Origin of the sequence: Candidatus Fukatsuia anoeciicola, from assembly GCF_964059965.1 — a bacterium.
GTDB classification, from domain to species: Bacteria; Pseudomonadota; Gammaproteobacteria; order Enterobacterales; family Enterobacteriaceae; genus Fukatsuia; species Fukatsuia anoeciicola.
Genome location: NZ_OZ060923.1, coordinates 712,157 through 731,443, shown reverse-complemented (window position 1 = coordinate 731,443; position 19,287 = coordinate 712,157). Strand labels below are relative to the sequence as shown.

10 protein-coding genes and 1 tRNA gene are annotated in these 19,287 nt (G+C 25.2%); 6 read left to right on the top strand and 5 right to left on the bottom strand.

Features of this window, described 5'->3' with window-relative positions:
* Positions 1–1,165 precede the first annotated feature (1,165 nt).
* On the bottom strand, positions 1,166–1,441 hold the full coding sequence (locus tag AB4W73_RS02340; RefSeq protein WP_367680247.1) for a heme biosynthesis HemY N-terminal domain-containing protein: 276 nt from the start codon (positions 1,439–1,441) through the stop codon (positions 1,166–1,168).
* Between the two features lie 1,506 nt (positions 1,442–2,947).
* Here AB4W73_RS02340 and purM point away from each other — a divergent pair.
* Entirely contained in the window at positions 2,948–3,991 is a 1,044-nt protein-coding gene (gene purM, locus AB4W73_RS02335) for a phosphoribosylformylglycinamidine cyclo-ligase (protein ID WP_367680246.1), read from the top strand.
* A gap of 16 nt (positions 3,992–4,007) precedes the next feature.
* Positions 4,008–4,637 carry a phosphoribosylglycinamide formyltransferase gene (purN, locus tag AB4W73_RS02330; RefSeq protein ID WP_367680245.1) on the top strand — a complete coding sequence of 210 codons (630 nt, stop codon included), beginning with the start codon at positions 4,008–4,010 and terminating at the stop codon, positions 4,635–4,637.
* A gap of 1,772 nt (positions 4,638–6,409) precedes the next feature.
* Here purN and mdh read toward each other — a convergent pair.
* Entirely contained in the window at positions 6,410–7,372 is a 963-nt protein-coding gene (gene mdh / locus AB4W73_RS02325; protein WP_367680244.1) for a malate dehydrogenase, read from the bottom strand.
* A 1,789-nt stretch (positions 7,373–9,161) separates the two neighbouring features.
* On the opposite strand from mdh, the gene ppa reads away from it, so the two are divergent.
* A complete protein-coding gene (gene ppa / locus AB4W73_RS02320; RefSeq protein ID WP_367680243.1) occupies positions 9,162–9,701 on the top strand; it encodes an inorganic diphosphatase in 540 nt (179 codons plus the stop codon).
* Between the two features lie 222 nt (positions 9,702–9,923).
* Here the strand turns inward: ppa and AB4W73_RS02315 are convergent, their stop codons facing one another.
* The gene (locus AB4W73_RS02315) at positions 9,924–13,688 is read right to left on the bottom strand and encodes a translocation/assembly module TamB domain-containing protein (RefSeq protein WP_367680242.1); all 3,765 of its coding nucleotides are present in this window, start codon (positions 13,686–13,688) and stop codon (positions 9,924–9,926) included.
* Entirely contained in the window at positions 13,685–15,412 is a 1,728-nt protein-coding gene (locus tag AB4W73_RS02310; RefSeq protein ID WP_367680241.1) for an autotransporter assembly complex family protein, read from the bottom strand. The genes AB4W73_RS02315 and AB4W73_RS02310 overlap by 4 nt, the downstream gene beginning before the upstream one ends.
* Before the next feature lie 754 nt (positions 15,413–16,166).
* Here AB4W73_RS02310 and AB4W73_RS02305 point away from each other — a divergent pair.
* Positions 16,167–16,243 (top strand) — tRNA-Ile (locus tag AB4W73_RS02305).
* 623 nt (positions 16,244–16,866) lie between these two features.
* Here AB4W73_RS02305 and tsaB read toward each other — a convergent pair.
* Positions 16,867–17,559, bottom strand: coding sequence for a tRNA (adenosine(37)-N6)-threonylcarbamoyltransferase complex dimerization subunit type 1 TsaB (gene tsaB / locus AB4W73_RS02300; RefSeq protein ID WP_367680240.1), 693 nt, complete (start codon positions 17,557–17,559; stop codon positions 16,867–16,869).
* A 1,124-nt stretch (positions 17,560–18,683) separates the two neighbouring features.
* Between tsaB and rplU the strand changes: the two genes are divergently transcribed.
* Together rplU and rpmA are read left to right on the top strand one after the other, a co-directional pair.
* Positions 18,684–18,995 carry a 50S ribosomal protein L21 gene (rplU, locus tag AB4W73_RS02295; protein WP_367680239.1) on the top strand — a complete coding sequence of 104 codons (312 nt, stop codon included), beginning with the start codon at positions 18,684–18,686 and terminating at the stop codon, positions 18,993–18,995.
* Positions 18,996–19,012: 17 nt separating this feature from the next.
* Complete coding sequence (gene rpmA, locus AB4W73_RS02290; protein ID WP_367680238.1) at positions 19,013–19,279, top strand: 50S ribosomal protein L27; 267 nt, start codon at positions 19,013–19,015, stop codon at positions 19,277–19,279.
* The last annotated feature ends 8 nt before the right edge of the window (positions 19,280–19,287 follow it).

The window sequence follows — 19,287 nt, the reverse complement described above, 5'->3', positions numbered from 1 at the left end:
AACCATCACTAACATTTTAGCAAAAATTCTATGTTAACAAAGATATCCAATTATTAATTCTAAATATTTATTTTAATTTATATAATACCATTGTTAATAATTAAATCAAAATAAAATAATTATTAGTTTATATTTTTAATAAAAGATCAAAAATTATGTTAATAATGTATTATATTTATTTCAGTAAGTAAGTAAAAAATTTTCCTTGATAGTTTTTAATAATCTAAGTATTTTGCTTAATTATAAAATAATATACGTATTATTAGTAAACAAATAGAATGTCAGAGACATACGTTAATTATATTAGCTATGCCTATCTAAGTATTTACTTACTTACTATATAGATATTTTTGCAGAGTTTAATGTTATCATCTTACAATAAAATACTAGATGTAAGAGTTTAACTATTATAGGTATACTAAGTTAAATACTATAGTTTTACAAGAAGTTTAATATAACACTAAACAGTATAGTAGCGTTTTATTATTTATCTATAATATAATATTTTTTATAAATATTAAATACCTATTAACTTTAAATGTTGGATTAGTAAAATTAATCGTTTAGTGTATTAATATTTAAGATCTTTAAGAATAACTATTGAATTATTTAATAGTCTTTATATCTGACTAATACTTAATTACACTATTTGCAGTAGAACTTAATAATGAATTTTATAACTAAGAAATAATTATTACTAACATTTAAGTTCTTAATTACCTTATTCTATTATAACGTCATAATTTATTATGCTTATATAAACCTGTTATTTTAATGTCTTTATTCATCCTTATTGTTAAGGAATATTTTACTAAATACCTATAAAATATCTAATAATATGTATAAACACCCACATACAAGAAAATTTATACAGACAAAAGTAATTTAGCTTTAGAATATTATGGAAGCTTGATTAGATAACATGATGAGTAGTATAAATATATCTTTGTGATATTTAGATAGGTACTTAAATGATATTTAATAGTAATTAGTTACTATTTTCTACTTTTATAAGGTTCTTTAAATACTAGTTAATATAACATTTATTACTATATTACTAGTAGATCTTAGTTGCTAATAAATAGTTAATTATAAGTTACTCAGCACAATCTATATTATGTGAGTAGTTTTTTTACCTATTTGAAATCATCTTTAATAAATTTAACTAATGTAGCTTATGCTCTTTTTTAGCGTAATGATGTCTATATTTTATAAACCAATTTTGAGTATATAATATGATATTAAAGATACGCTTTAAAATCCATTCGATAATTAGTAAGATTGCTAATAATAGCACCAACATAATAACTATACTAGTAATACTAGTTTCAATATTATAGTTATCTATCTGAATTAATACGTAACCCTGATGTTCAGTAAGAACAGAGCCAAACATTATCCCAGCAAACAAGATTAGAAATAATAATAAAATATATAACATGTTTAATACCCCTAAAATACATTAAACCTCTTTAAAAATTCTTGTATCTAATTTTCATGCTATAAATGATTGTAGTTATTGGATTATATCTTAATTTAAACCATTATTACCTATTTTAGTAATGATCTAACATAACTTGTAATTAAGTTATCTTTTAATACTAAAAAATTTTCTTTATTTTTTAAGTAGTATTAAATTTAAATGAATTTTACTAGTCTTAAGTAATCTATATCTGTTATTATTTTAATTATAAGATTTATTTATACATAAAACCTTTAAGTAATTTAAAATTAGATTGTGTTTTATTAATAAAAAATTATATAGATAATTGCTTTACTTTTTTATTAATGACTAATTAATTTTTTTATTAATGACTAATTAATTCTTAAGGTATATCTTTTATAAATAAAGCTCTTTATATTTTTGTCAGTTTAAATAGTATTTAGTGGCATTAATAAGTATATACTGATACTGTATATTACTTTTTAATAAATCTTTGTGTCTAGATAGATTAGTAGTATACTGCTTAATTAATGTATTCTTTATCTATTAAATAGCTTATATTAATAACTTTATAAAGTAGGAATTATACAAATATTTACAAAAATAAATAATATAATATTTATATTGCTTAATATTCATCAATAAAAGTAATTTTATTACATATTGTCTATTATATAATTAATAATATTGCTATTAGCAATCTACTATTTAGATGTAATAAAATATAATAATTTATTATTAGTTAATTTTACTTAAAAAATTATAAAATCTTAATATTCTTTAGATATTAATAAATAATATTAATACTATATTAGAAAATATAACGTATAAGATCTTATAATTGATTAATCTTTCACTTAACTAAATGCAATTATTACACTATAACTAAACACCTAGAATAAATTAAATTTTAATTATAGTTTATCACGACTAATCATAGTAATCATTACTAAAATAAATTAATAAGATCTTAGTTAGATTTATTATAAATTTATTACATATGTATAAATATATATACATATGTATTGTAAATTCTATATTATTTAATACTATAATACTCAGATATTTACCTATAGTATGTAGTTACTGTATTCTAAATACCTTAAATATATAGCGCTTATTATAACTTTATAAGAAATTAATTAAATGTTATATTCTAAGAATATTTTAAAAAGTAACGGCTAGTTAGCAATGAGTAATGATAAAAACTAGATTAAGCTAATTAAATCTTATAAAGAGTGTATGTATTTTATGATTGGGATATTTTATGTTAAAATATCCTGTATTTTTTAGTAGTTTAAAACTGTATAATTTTGCCTATAATTATAGCGTTTTATTCTTTCATTATTAGAGGTAAGTTATAATTTATAAATTTATTTTTACTTAAAAATATAATGTTATCTCTATTTTATACTTATTATATGTAAAAGTCTGGCAAAACTTTTGTTTATATTATTGACATTATTATTTTTTTAAATAGTCAACTTCTGTAGGGATCTTTCAGTGATAGATAAAACTTCTCTTAGCTATAAAGATGCCGGTGTTAATATCGATACTAGCAATAAACTCATTAATAGCATAAAAAATATAGCAAAACAAACTCTTCGTTCAGAAGTAATAGGAAGATTAGGAGGGTTTAGTGCATTATGTACATTACCACAAAAATATCGTGAACCAATTTTAGTTTCAGCTACTGATGGTGTTGGCACTAAGCTATGTTTAGCAATAGATTTAAAACGTCATAATACTATTGGTATTGATCTAGTAGCTATGTGTGTTAATGATTTAGTTGTTCATGGAGCAGAGCCATTGTTTTTTTTGGACTATTTCGCTACTAGTAAACTAGATGTCAATACTGCTACTGGTGTTATAACTGGAATAGCTGCTGGTTGTACAAAATCTGGTTGTGCTTTAGTAGGTGGTGAAACCGCAGAAATGCCAGGTATATATCATGGAAAGGATTATGATATCGCTGGTTTTTGTGTTGGTATAGTAGAAAAATCAGTGATTATTGATGGTAGTAAAGTAAAACCAGGTGATACATTACTTGCTTTAGCATCTAGTGGTACGCATTCTAATGGATATTCTCTAATACGAAAAATTTTACAAATTAATAAAATAAATATAACAAAAACCCAATTAGAGGGAATATCTCTCGCTGAACATTTATTACAACCTACTAGAATTTATGTTAAGTCAATACTTAACTTAATTAAAAAATTAGAAATTCATGCCATTATACACCTTACTGGAGGAGGTTTTTGGGAAAATATTCCACGTATGTTACCACAAGGTACGCAGGTAATAATTGATGAAACAAGTTGGCAATGGCCTTCTATCTTTAACTGGTTGCAACAGACTGGAAATGTAAGTCGTTATGAAATGTATCGTACTTTTAACTGTGGCGTTGGCATGATGATTGCTCTACCAGAGAAGCAAGTCAATCAAGCCATTAAATTATTGCGTGATTCAGGAGAGCAAGTATGGAAAATTGGGATTATCACTGCGTCCATGGATAATACTAAGAAAGTTATTATTAATTCATAATAAAAATAAATATATTATGAAAAAAATTGTTGTATTAATTTCTGGATATGGCAGTAATTTACAAGCATTGATCAAAGCCCAGCAACAAAAGCAAATTAATGGAATTATAAGTGCAGTATTTAGCAATAAATCTAATGCTTATGGTATAGTTCGTGCAACATTAGCAGCTATACCTACTCATGTATTAGATGCTAAAGATTATGCTAATCGCGTTAGTTTTGATCTTGTACTAGTAAAGGCTATAGATTATTACCAGCCAGATTTGATAGTACTTGCAGGTTATATGCGTATTCTTAGTCCTACTTTTGTGCAGCATTATGCTGGTCGCATAATAAACATACATCCCTCATTATTACCTAAATATCCAGGTTTGTATACCTATCATCAAGCATTAAAAAATGGTGACAAGCAGCATGGTACCTCTATACATTTTGTTACTGAAGAATTAGATAAAGGACCTCTTATTTTACAAGCTAAGGTACCAATCTTTCCTAGTGATAGTGAAGAAGATCTTGTTCGTCGTGTACAAATTCAAGAATATAATGTCTATCCACAGGTAGTTAACTGGTTTACTGAAGGAAGATTAGAAATGCGTAATAATGCGGCTTGGTTAGATGGTACGCAGTTATTTCCTAATTACTATTAAATCTTTTAAGGAATACTGCATATAAAGATATAGCTTACTTGTATTGCTTATAATTTTTTTATGTTAATATATTTTTTATTGCTATTAATTAATAATTATTATTATAGGTTAAAATAATTATTAGTAGTAATTATTTTAAGTAAATATTTGATATTTTTCTTGCTAATATAAGAAATAAAAAAATTAATAACATATATTATATTCTTGAATTAGTAAGTTGCCCACTCCTAATTTAGTTAATTGATAGCTATAGTAATAATCTTATTGTTTAATATTAAATATATAAATAATTTATTGGTACATAATATTAAGGTAATTATTTATCTTAAAATTTAATTTAAAATACATTAATATTAAAAATACTCTACAACATATACATAAATTACAATATTTTTAATATATGGAAAGAGCTATATAGTTATTTACAATAATATAAAATATATTAATTAATATATTTTAATAATAGTAATATGTTATAAGATATTATTATAGTATTTAGTGACTAATATATTAGCAATAAACTAAGAACTTAAATCTGCTATATATTTAACCTTTAATATCTTAGATATTATCTTTTAAAAATATTGTTACTTACTTTAATTTTTTTATTGACTTGGCCAAGAATGTTTTGCATTAAAAATAAAATACGAGTAGTTATTTTTACTAATAATGAATTTATAAAATACTAATAATATTTATATTAAATTATTAATATATTTAAATAGTTAACGATTACTGTAAACTTTATGAATATCATTTATATTTAAAATTTTAGATTATTAACTCTAAAGCTATAAATGATATATAGTTTTAGAGTTAATAATCATATTTTTCAAATAAAGCATGGTATGCTCTTACTTAATTATTATATATTAAATTACTTAACATTACGCTTAATAAGTTAGCATCAAAGATAAGATACTTAAGTACAATAATTAATTGTAAATATTTTTTAAACAGAAAACTATAATAATTACTAAAAATTATTTAATTTAAATTTTTAAAAGACATAAAAAATTGTTAATATCATACTTAATACATAGTCTATTATCTAAATAATTATTATATTATAAGTTATAATAGCTACATAAATTATTATAAGCTAAACAATATAATTATTTGGAAATATTTCTTTATTTTAATAAAATTTAATAGATATAAGATATATATTCAAGATATATAATTTGCTGTATTAATAATTATCTATCTAATAATTATTAGTTATCAACTATCAATTTAACTTTTAATAAAGTAATTAATTTTTTTAAAAATATTATTTAATAAATACTTTATTAATATATTTAAAAAATAAATAATGATTTAATACTTGCATTGATAATATTAAATATAAATTTTATATTATTACTAATAAAAAAATTAAAGCTATAAATATTTATTTTATATCAAATTTCAAAAAATAATTAAAGAAAAAATTACAAAAATTTTTTAATTAATAGCTAACACTATATAGTAATCCATATATTTTAATAAAATATTTTTGATAATATATATTATCTAAAAATATTATTTTATAGATCTTACTATAAGCAAGATTTTTTTACTTTAATATAATATTGACTTTTCAGATTATAGCAGCATTAGTACTTGAACTAATCCTAGTTATGCACTATCTACACATTACTAAAATTTATATACTTCTTAAATTTTTAGTATTTATTATTTTACTATAACTCCCCAATTAATTAATTGAAAATATATACCATAAGATTATTTCTTGATGGATGATAAAATATAAAGAAATAATACTTAACTTATAAAAAGAGCGAATTAACATAATCCTTACCTAATGCAATATCTTTATTTAACACTTTCAGCATTTTTTGTAATATTTCTTGTTCATAAGAACTTAAAATACCAAGATCTTTACGTTCAGCAATACCATCTTTGTCGAGCAAAATTGGTTGGGCAAAAAATGGAGCGTATTTGTATTTACCATCTTTTTCAGTGGCATCAACATAAGCATATTCAATAATATTACTTGCGCCTTGTAATGCATATACCAAAGAAAGTGTAAAACGTGCTGCTGCTTCTCCCATAGAAAGCGTAGCAGATCCACCACCTGCTTTAGCTTTTACCACTTCAGTTCCTGCATTTTGAATGCTTTTAGTTAAGTTAGTTATTTCTTCCTCAGTAAAAATAATATTTGGAATCTGTGATAACAAAGGTAGGATCGTTAATCCTGAGTGCCCACCAATAACTGGTACTGTAATATTCTGTGGTTGTTTATCTTTTAATTTAGCAACAAAAGTATTAGAGCGTATACTGTCTAAGGTAGTAATACCAAAAAGTTTATTTTTATTATAAACACCTGCTTTTTTTAATACTTCGGCAGCAATAGCAACAGTACTATTTATCGGGTTAGTAATGATAGCAATAAGTGTTTCTGGGCAAATTTTAATAATTTGCGTCACTAAATTGCATATAATACTTGCGTTAAATTTAAAGAGATCATTACGATCTAGGCCTGGTTTACGTGCTACGCCAGCAGCAATTAAAACAATATCAGAACCATATAATGTTGGCATTATATCCTTTCCAGTAAATCCTTTAACCTTAACAGATGTGGGTATATGGCTAAGATCAACAGCAATACCAGGGGTAATTGGTGCAATATCATAAAGTGAAAGTATTGAGTTAACAGGAAGTTGATTTTTAAGTAAAAGAGTAAGAGCCTGACCAATACCGCCGGCTGCGCCAAGAACTGTAACTTTCATTCTATATTCCTAATTTAAGGTTTATTAGTATTAGATTAATAATTTTATATAATTTAAGTGATCAAATTATTAAATGCAATTAATTTGTAGTTATGTTAAGAATATTAATCTTGAAATTAGGAATACATAAATACTATATAACATAAAATATATATCCTATTATAGTTTTTAAAGAAATCTATGATAAATAGTTCCTATCGATAGATATAAGAAACATTATAACTCTCCGTACTTAAATAAAAGCATAATTTAACTAATCTATACAAGACCTTATAAAAAATTTAAGATGCTATTAAAAAAGAAAAATCTTGCCTTTTAAGGTAAGATTTTCTAGTATTGTAGAACTCGAATTTAAAAATATTAACTGATCTAAGGTATTATAAATACTAATAAAAATTCAGTAATATTAAAATATATGATGCTAAACTAAAATAGTTTATTATTTATCTATAAGACGCTCTATACTTATTATTAGTGGCTTATTAAAAAAATTTAGTGCTGAATATTCATCATAATAATTTACTGATAGTAATTTGCACTAACCTAGTTTATGCTTAATTAATTATTTATTTATTGAATTTTTCAGTGAATACTGAAAGTATTTAGATAGCATTACTATAGATAATAGTATTTCATTATTCTAAGGTAAAGTGTTAACATTAAAATACTTTATAAATCAATCATAAGATCATTAGATAAAAATAATTATTCTCTCAAAAGATTTTAAATATATTTTAAAAGCTAACTTATATAATAATTTATTATGAATCTCAGTAATATTATCATTATTTATGAATGAAATATTACTGTTATTTTAAATAATTTGTGTAGTTATTAACTATTAAATTATTAGAATTATTAGAATTATTACACATAAATTTTTAAAATAAATATAGTATTATAAATTAAAACTAGTAGTACTGAATATATTAGAATTATAAGAACTAAAAATAAACAACGTAAACTATCTAATATTAAGACAAATTAAGTAATCTACTACTAGTAATTAACTCAGTGTATAAATTATTAACTATGATATTAATAAATAGTTTAGTTAGCATTATTAGAACTAATGATATGACTATATACAAGAAAAAATATAGATAAAATTAATCTATTTATTCCTAAGGAGTTAAATTTAATACTCTAAACTTATAGAGAGGTTAGAAAAATTATGTTAGAAGAAATAATATTCTCTTTAAAAATAAATATAGTAAGTATGTATTACGAATAAATACTTTGGATAATTCTTATAATATTAATATCTAAATTAGTACTATTCTCTATTTATAATCATATTATATTAATAGACATATCTTTCTTGCTAATTTTTATAAGTAAGCATTAACTAAGTAGTTGCCAGTTATCTACTTTACAATTAATTAATAATACTATTTTATATCGTTAACTATAGTATACTATTTTTATTTATAATTCTTAATTAATTATATTCTATTTATTTTATGGGAAACTAAGACTAAAGTATTCTTAGGAAATAGACACATTAGACTAATAAAAGCAATTATATTAAATCTTTGCTGAAAACAAAATATATTAAGTGTTTTTAAAAAGAAGATAAAGAAACATAATTCTCCTATAATTTATGTTATATTCATTTTTTATTTATAAGTTTATATCGTAATTTACTAAAAGGTGGTATTTATATTATTTAATTATTACTATTTATTTATTAGATAAGTTATATTTCCTATATAGATATAATCTAATATAATTTATACACAACTAGCATGGTATACAATCAAAATAACTTAAATATAAGGAAGTAAAAATGAGTCTAAAAGAAGTACCAGCAGGTAAAAGTTTGCCTGAAAATATTTATGTAGTAATTGAAATTTCTGCTAATGCAGATCCGATTAAATATGAAGTTGATAAAAAAAGTGGTGCTTTATTTGTTGATCGATTTATGTCTACTACTATGTTTTATCCTTGTAATTATGGTTATATTAATAATACATTATCATTAGATGGTGATCCAGTTGACGCATTAGTACCAACACCTTATCCATTACAACCAGGTTCAGTGATCCATTGTCGCCCAGTTGGTATGTTAAAAATGAGAGATGAATCAGGTGAAGATGCTAAGTTAGTGGCAGTTCCACATACAACACTAAGTACAGAGTATGATTTTATAAAAGATATAGAGGATCTACCTGGGTTATTAAAATTTCAAATTATACATTTTTTTGAGCATTATAAAGATTTAGAAATAGGAAAATGGGTTAAAATTGAAGGATGGCTAGATGTTGCTGTAGCTAAAACTGAAATTTGCACTTCTTATGAGCGTTATAATAAACTTAATAAAAAATAATTTTTTATTAATGGCGCCGACTTTTATACAGTAGTGTTATTTCTATATTTTAATAGCATTATAAATGAATATAATACATTTATAATATAATTAACTTTTATTTGTAAAAACTATTAGATCATGTTAAATAATATAGTTTATAGCTACCTATCTTATATTTTATTAATAATTATGCTACTTTTGGCTAATTGCTATTCTCTTATTTGTAATATAAATTTCTAATTAAAAATCAAACTGATAAATCATATCAAGTGCTTGATTGATACTAGATACCATTTCTAGGTATAATCTAGGTATTAATCGATAACGTAATCTCAAAGTTGCTAAAGAGTTAAATATACCAACGCCATACTTTACTTGTAGATCTCTAGTTAAGTCACCACTAACAACTACCTGAGAGCTATTACCTACACCCTCAGTATCTAATACTAAATTATTCACACCGAATACTTTACCAATTTTTCCGATAAGTTTATCACTTTTTGCTACCCCAAGACTAATTAACATTGAAGTCATCATATTACTATTTATACCTGAATGACTTAAGCTTTGGCCACGTAATAGATAAGACCATGCTTCTAGTTCTGGCTTAACTGGATCAGAAAATATTGTAACTAATAAGGCATTAGCCATACCTGTAACTCGTACGCCTACAGTTACATTATCTTCAGTTGCCTGTGGATTACGTATTGCTTCAATATTAAATAAAGGCTGATGAGCAGGGCCGGAAAATAATAATAACCCTTTTTTTACAATTAAATCTTGCCCATAGGTATGAAAATTACCTTCAGGAATAGTAAGTTGACCGTTTAATCCTAATCCTTGTTTATCCTGTGTTACTTTTAGCGCCCCTTGTACTTGGGCTTTTAAATTAAAAGCATCAAGACGTACATTAGAGCCTAAGCGAACATGTAGGTTACTATTAATAGTAATTGCTCTCTTTTTATCTTTTATTGATTGTAGCTGGTCATTTAACATAACTTCATCTGGAGAAATTGATATTATATTTTTTGGTATTTTTTGTATAAAAATACGAGCCCAAGGAATATCAATTAAGCCATCTAATATGAGCATTTTTGGCATAGCTGCAAATATTAAATCAGGTGAAACATTAAGCTGTAGCATTGGTGGTACTGCTACATGTATTTTTTTTCCTTTAGCTCTAATTCTAGCATGCCAGGAAGCTATATTCTGCCAATCTGCATTACCTACTAAATTAAGTTGACCCTTGGGTGTATGAATAAATCCATCTAAAGCTAACGTCGTACCATTAAAGCTTGCTGATAAGCGACTTTGACTAATTTTAAATGGTATCCAACTGCTATTTGAACCTATTTTATCTAAAGTTAGTTTGCCATAAAGCAGCGGATTCTTTTTATTACCTGCTAGGTGTAAATTAGCATTTAATACGCCTGTCACCTTTTCGTCTTTACTTAAAATCGGATTAATAGTTGCTAGTGTAATATTATTGATAGTAATATTACCTAATAATTTATGCTGCTCCTGTAACCGCATCATTTGCAGTTGTCCGCTCAATTGTCCATTATTAATTAATTTAATCAACCAATTTATTTGCGCGTGTTTTTTAGTTAAATCTATAGCTAAGTTTAGCTTATTAAAAGTAATTGGTATTAAATTACCCTGTATTTGTCGTTGTATTTTTACTTCTTTACCTGTTAGAGATATCGTAGCTTGTGGTAAAGCACTATTTATTTGCCAACTTATATTCCCTTGTCCGCTCAAGATACCTTGCATAATAGTTTGTGGGCTAAGAAAGGGAGTAAACATTTGTAAATTAAAGCGATGAAGAATAATTTTTATTTGATTCCTAGTACCTAACTTAATAAAACTTGGTATACAAATTTTTGCATAAGAATTTTGCCAGCAATGCTCACCAATAATTAATTTTTGTTTTTTATTAAAGTAATCAAATTTAATAGCACGATTTACATACCATTCACCAACTAAGGTTAAAAAATAGTTATTATTTAAACTCCCATGCCAATGTTGCTGATGTCGATTAAAATTGCCATTTAGTATCCATTGAATACTAAATGGTTTACCATTTAATTTTAAATATAACTGATGCTGTTTTTCAGTGCCTTTAGCTGTAAATATTAATGTTTTAATTAAAAGATTTTTCTGTTTAAGTTGATTAATATACATTGATAACTGTCCTTGTATAAATTTACCTAAACGTACATTGCTATGAATTTTAATTTGCTTAATATAAAGTTTTTGCCACTGTAAATTTTTTGCTGCAATATTAGCTAATAAATGAGGTACTTTTAAATTACCGCGTAATTTAAGCGTACCTTTTACTATTCCTGTTAATTCAGGCAAGGTACCGTCTAATTGGGGGGCATTAATAGTAGCATTTAATACCCACTTATCATTAAGATCACCTTTAATATTTAGTCGATTACATCCCAATACCATATTGATAGTAGGAATATGTAATTGTCCAGCAGAGTTAATATTCAAAGAACCATGTGTAATTAAGCGTTTTTGCTTTATATTACCATCTAATATTAATTTAGAAATTTGTAGTTGCCAGTTTCCTTGATGTATTTTACCATTAGTATGTATTGTGCCATTTAGTTTTGCTGGCCATTGTGGCCATTGTTTTTCTGTATTAACGTCATTTATAGTTAATAATGATTGCCAACTAATGCCATTTTGCCAGGTTATTCTGCCTGTTAAATCTGTGCTACCTTGTAAAGCAATCAAGTGTAATCTTGTCAGGCAGAATTGCTTTAGATCACCATTACCATCAAGCGTAAAATACGCTGGCAAGAAATTCATTGTTTGTAAATTACCATGTAATGATAATGTATAGTGAGTAGCTTTGCCATTAAAGTGCATTTTAAAATTATTCAGTTGATATTGCATGTTACCAGTTAATGGCCAATGCAATTGTGGGCTTTGTAATGTTATAGCGAGTGGTAATCCTGTTTGAGTAAGTATAGTCTTAGCATTTAATTGGGCATTAATCGAACCAGAAAGATTAAGTTTTAAATTTAGTTGTTCGTATAACCGACCATATAAATGTAATTTCATTTTTTCTTTTTGTAATGGTGTAATATTAAGTATATTCTCCACCATAATATCTAGTGGCCATTTATCTGATAAATTAGCAATACCTTTAACTAATAATTTACTTTGAGGTGTTTTAATTTTTAAGTTATCAAGTTGAATAATTTGATTATAAGTATGCCCTTGCAAGAATAAATTATTTATCATAAAATTATTTTTCCCATGCAAGCGTAATTGTTGCCCAGAAATTGCTGTTATATAAATATTAAGTGGTAAATGAAAATTTGGTAATGAAGGTAATAAGGGTTTATGAAATAAAGAGATTAAACTTTTATTTAACAATTTAGTCCATAATTTACTCTTTTTATCTGTATTTAATTTTTCTAGTAATAAATCAGTTGCTGGTGAAATTCCATTTACAATCAACTTATTAATTTTAGTAGGCATTAATAATAATGATTGCTGTCGCCAATTCATCCCAGTACGTAATTCTTCTAAAGAGATAGCTATTTTATCTATCTTAACTTTAACATTATTTAATGTTAATAACCTTAACTTTATAGGATATGGTATTTTGAGATTAGTTAATGATTTAGCATTAATTAAAATAGAGGTTGTCGGTAATGCTGCTGTTATAATCTGCACATTAATATTTTGTGCATTTAGCTTCTTAATACAGATTTTTCCCTTCTTTAAGCAAGAAAACTGGAACGAAAGATGTAACTTATCTATTTTAGTCTGTATTCCTGGTGTTTGATATTTAATACCTTCTAATGCAAGATTATGTAAACCACCTTTAACATTAATAATATCCAATCCTGGAGCCCAACGAGTTGCACTATTAACTAAAAAATGTATACCACTAGTTGTACCTAGTAGAATGATTAGAGTGGTGATTAGTAATGATAATATAAGTAGGATTAAAAGACTTAATTTTTTCATCCAACTCATAATTCAGATCCTAAACTAATATAAAATTGCATGTGTTTGATTTTTTTATTACTGATAGGTAAAGCAAAATCAAATCTTGCTGGACCAATAAGAGATATCCAGCGTATTCCTATACCAGCACCAGTTTTAAAATTATTACGGCGAATATTATTTACTGCTTCACCTGTATCGATAAAGGCCGCGCCCCACCATTTATTCATGATATTATATTGGTATTCAATAGACGTAGTAACTAATTTTGCCGCACCTATAAGTTTACCTTTATTATCACGTGGTGAGATACTATTATATTTATAACCACGTATACTACGGTCACCACCAGCAAAAAAACGTAGTGATAATGGCATTAAGTTAAAATTATTAGTTTCTATCCAGCCAAGATTACCCCGTATTATAAAGCGATTTTTTTTACCTACTGTCCGAATCCAAACATGTTGTGCTTGTATTATACTAAAATTAAGATCTGATCCCCATAATCTATTAGAAATATTAAAAGAATAACGTTGGCTATCCCCCCAAGTTGGCATTATACTATTGCGTTGACGAATACGATTGATATTTATTCCTGGACAAAGTAATATAGTAGTGTAGATAATTTGTCCCTCAGTATAACGTTCTAGGCTCCAGCCTAAGTTAATAGCGCGTTGCCAACCATTAGATGAGTTCCAAAATCGGGCCACATTTAGTGTACTAATATCTAACTTAGTATTATTTTGATTAATACGTTTAAAACCGCTTTGTAATAAATAATAGTGTTTTAGTAAATCTCTTAACAAGGGAATACGATAACTAAAATAAAGACTTTGTTTAGATGCAGAAATATTTATATTAGTAGTTAAACTATGACCACGGGAATTTACCCAAGGTTTATACCAACTAGTTTTTACTCGTGGCCCCATATTAGTCGCGTAACCCCCACCTATTTTAATAGTATTTTTAGTCTTGGGTGTCACTAAAATATTTAATGGTAAAATTTTACTAATATTGCTTTTAGTAAAATTAGGAGAGACTATTACAGAATTAAACCAATTAGTTGCAATAAGACGATGATTTAATTCAGCAAGATCATCTGAGTCATAATAATCTCCTTCATGAAATGGCATTAAATTTTGTAAATAATCTTTTCTAATTTGTGATCCTTGAAATAATAGATAACCAAAACGATAACGTTGTCTACTATTAAAGTCGATATCCCAAAAAGCTTGATACCGCTGCTGAGAAACTCCTAATTGTTTTTTAATTATATTAGCGTCAAAGTAACCTCTATGTAACGCTAACATAGAAAGTGAGTGAGTAAAATTATCAAATATACCATGATTTAATATTGAATTTATTTTAGGTGCTTCTTTACTAACTAATATTTGGTAAACAGAATCATCTTTAGCCATACCACGTAAGCGGATATTAATGCCAGCAATGCGTATTGGTGTGCCTGCTATTACATTAATAACTAATGTTAAACATTTAGGTTCTTGTTTAAGATTAAAATTAATTGTTGGATTATAATAACCTAATGCTCGTAGCCCTCGCCGAATAGCAGTTCGCATACGTGCCTGAAAACGTCCATCAAAGCTAATTTTATTGGTAGTAATAGTTGATAAACTTGCTTGTACGTTTTTTTTGAGCTCTCCGCTAAGCCCATTAATCTGTAGTTCTACAGTAGCATAAACAAATGGAGCAGTAAGTAATACACACAAAAAACAGAAAACAAAGTATCGCAGCACGTACATATTCCTTGTGATTGCTACGTATAAGGTATCTTAACTTCGCAGCACTCGCTATAATTTTATATCAATAGTATAACGCTCTTATAAAACTATAACATAGGTAGCGAGATGTTCGTAATCCTTGTATATTCATGTATACTTTTTAGAATAACGTGCCTTAAGCTTTAATTTTCTGCTACAAGTATGTTTTCATAAAAAGTCTTTATATTAAAGGCATATTTATTTTATTTCTAATCGTAATTAGTGTCTTTGTTATATAAATTAGTTCTAATATAATTAGTAATTCTTGCAATATTGTTAATATTACTTTTTTCATTTTTATTTAAGATTATTTTTAAATATCTTATTTTATGAATCTCGTCTAAATGGATTAATTCTATTTTTTTAATATTTTAGTGATGAACTTATTTATTTTATTTATTAATTTTACCTCGAAATACATTAGTACTATTACATAAGAAGCAATTACCTCCGTATTTATGCTAATATGTTTATAGTACATTAATTTAATTTGATACTTATTTAAACTGTTATTATTACATAATAATAACATTATCTTTAATAATACTCGTATTATAGTAGAAATTAGTGTATTAGATTATGATCTAATATTAATATCTTATTATTTATATTATATATGTGCTTCTAGATATAGTTTAACAATATTAGAAAATATTTAGAATATTATTTCTTACTACTTAATAAAGCTAGACTTATTATTAATAAATACTATATAATTATGACTTAGTTAGGCCCCTTAGCTCAGGTGGTTAGAGCGTACGACTCATAATCGTTTGGTCGCTGGTTCAAGTCCAGTAGGGGCCACCAACTTTTTTAATGAAACCTTTAAAGTTCTTACCTTTAAGTAAAAATACCTGATTCTTAATTATGTCTTATTTATCAGTATTTTTAGCTTTTTATTATTTTTATATTAAAAATATAACAAATTATTTATTTATTAATAAAAATTATTGACTTTTAAGTTACATTTAAAAAATATTTCTTCTAACTATGCGGTTAAAGAGCTAGAAATAATATAATTATTATACTTAAAAATTTTTAAAATTACACCTTTATAAATACTCGAGTACTCCATATTAAATATTAAGCATTCTATGTTAATAAGCAATAGAATAGCTCTCTATATTAAGTAATAACACATTATATCTATTTAATAGTAATTTTTATTAATTATTAAATATATTTAATTTATTTAACTTACTACTTTAGATTAGTATTTCTTATACCAAAGTATATTACTATCTATATATAGACTGGAGTCTATTTTTTAATAGCTAATACATGTTCATAAAATATGAATAAATAAGTAATTTTTGATATTATGTAGAAATAAATTATTTATATATTAAATATATATTGTAAAATTATTGCTGTATTAAAATATATTACTTATAATTATAGTTTATCCTAACTAAAAATCTGCTTAAAATTTATTTAATTTTTTTCCATATCGCCTTATTACGTAAGTAAATTGGCTCAGCTTGTTCAACTTTTATAATATCTCCATTATACCATGATTGTAACGCAAGCGGTAACATGTCTTCTGCCTGTGATAATATTACTTGCCCAGTTAATAAGATTGCTTTACTATTAGTAATTAAATCAGGATAAATTTGCCAACCAGTACCTACAGTAACCCAATGACCTACTAATGATTGCAAATATATTGAAGCTTGTTTAGGTGTAATAACTGCTTCACTATCTATTCCTAACCAGTAACCAGAGGTGTTTTGTGTAAATTGTCCCCAATAAATTTCACCCATACGAGCATCAATTGCTACTAATACTTGCTGTACTCCACTTTGTCGCCATCCTCCTTGGGCTAAAGTTTGTAAAGTTGAGACACTAATCATTGGTAAATTAGCGCCTAATGCTAATCCTTGTCCAATACTAATACCAATACGCACACCAGTAAAACTACCAGGACCACGTCCAAAAGCTAATGCATCTAATTGATGAAGAGAAAGTCCTGAATCAGCTAGAATTTTTTGTATCATAGGTAAAATATATCGTGTATGTTTACGAGGACAAACCTTAAATAATGTACAAATTTCACCGTTATTCCAAATAGCAACAGAACAAGCCTCCGTTGTTGTATCAATTGCTAAAATTCGTACCGACATATTAAACCTCGTAAGAAAAAAGAAGAAATTTATTTATAGTCTATGATACCTAATTAATTAGACTTTATTCTAACTATATAGTAATAGTCTACTTTTTATAAATTATTTATATAATCTCTAGTAAGATTTTTAAGTGTTAATATTACTATTTATGCGTAATAATAATATAGTGACATTATAATAATTTAGAGTTATTATTATGTTAATTATTTTTATATTATTCACCTAAATAGATAATTTAAAATATACTATATCTACTTATAGTTAAGGGATAATAATTTATTGATATTAATAAATAATGACATGATTTAAAAATATTTATGGGTAAAATTATAGTATTTTGCTATTATAATTAGATTTTTTATTTCCTGTATAACTATCATGAACATGATAGTTATATAAAACTAATTAAACTAGATTAACTAAGATTTACCATTAAAGTAGATAATAATCTATAAAGTAAAGATTATAATTATTTAGTATATGTATTACATTAATAGAAGATTTATCTGTAGAAAATAAGGACTGTATAAGTTATTTATAAAAATAAATAATGCTATATAATTATATTGCATAATACTTGCTATAAACTTATATATTTGTCTGTAATATTTTTTAAATTTTGGGTACTAAAATATTTTTATAGCAAAATCTAACATGTGTTAGTATATAATAAATACTCGAGTACTCCATATTAAATATTAAGCATTCTATGTTAATAAGCAATAGAATAGCTCTCTATATTAAGTAATAACACATTATATCTATTTAATAGTAATTTTTATTAATTATTAAATATGTTTAATTTATTTAACTTACTACTTTAGATTAGTATTTCTTATACCAAAGTATATTACTATTTATATATAGACTGGAGTTTATTTTTTAATAGCTAATACATGTTCATAAAATATGAATAAATAAGTAATTTTTGATATTATGTAGAAATAAATTATTTATATATTAAATATATATTGTAAAGTTATTGCTGTATATTTTTTATTCCGTTACTAATTCCATTCTTGTTATATACATTATTTTTACGTAGAATTTATATTCTATTATAGGTATTTGTGTATGCTCTGAATTTAATAAAATAGAACACACAAAAAGCGGAGCTTTATATGTATGCAGTTTTCCAGAGTGGTGGTAAACAATATCGGGTTAATGAAGGTGAAGTTGTTCGTTTAGAAAAACTAAATATTGCAACAGGTAAGATTGTTGAGTTTAATCAAATTTTAATGGTAGTTGATGGGGAAAATATAAAGATTGGTGCACCTCTTATAGATGGCGGCAAAATTAAAGCCGAAGTACTTTCTCATGGTCGTGGTACAAAAGTTAAGATTATTAAATTCCGACGACGTAAACACTATCGCAAGCAACAAGGGCATCGTCAATGGTTTACTGATATCAAAATTACTGATATTAGTACTTAGTTTTAAGGGATAAATTTATGGCACATAAAAAAGCTGGTGGTTCAACGCGTAATGGTCGAGACTCTGAAAGTAAACGTCTTGGTGTGAAGCGGTTTAGTGGTGAAATAATAACAGCTGGCAGTATTATAGTTCGTCAACGTGGTACTAAATTTCATGCAGGTACTAACGTTGGTTGCGGTAAGGATCATACCTTATTTGCTATAACAAGTGGTAAAGTTAAATTTAAGATTCAAGGCTTAAAAAGTCGTAAATTTGTCAGTGTTGAAACTGTAAATCAGCACTGACAAAGTCG

Excerpts from the sequence above, each read along its gene's own strand:
- purN (WP_367680245.1), top strand. The coding sequence starts at position 4,008 with ATGAAAAAAATTGTTGTATTAATTTCTGGATATGGCAGTAATTTACAA.
- rplU (WP_367680239.1), top strand. The coding sequence starts at position 18,684 with ATGTATGCAGTTTTCCAGAGTGGTGGTAAACAATATCGGGTTAATGAA.
- ppa (WP_367680243.1), top strand. The coding sequence starts at position 9,162 with ATGAGTCTAAAAGAAGTACCAGCAGGTAAAAGTTTGCCTGAAAATATT.
- tsaB (WP_367680240.1), bottom strand. The coding sequence starts at position 17,559 with ATGTCGGTACGAATTTTAGCAATTGATACAACAACGGAGGCTTGTTCT.
- mdh (WP_367680244.1), bottom strand. The coding sequence starts at position 7,372 with ATGAAAGTTACAGTTCTTGGCGCAGCCGGCGGTATTGGTCAGGCTCTT.
- AB4W73_RS02315 (WP_367680242.1), bottom strand. The coding sequence starts at position 13,688 with ATGAGTTGGATGAAAAAATTAAGTCTTTTAATCCTACTTATATTATCA.
- rpmA (WP_367680238.1), top strand. The coding sequence starts at position 19,013 with ATGGCACATAAAAAAGCTGGTGGTTCAACGCGTAATGGTCGAGACTCT.
- AB4W73_RS02340 (WP_367680247.1), bottom strand. The coding sequence starts at position 1,441 with ATGTTATATATTTTATTATTATTTCTAATCTTGTTTGCTGGGATAATG.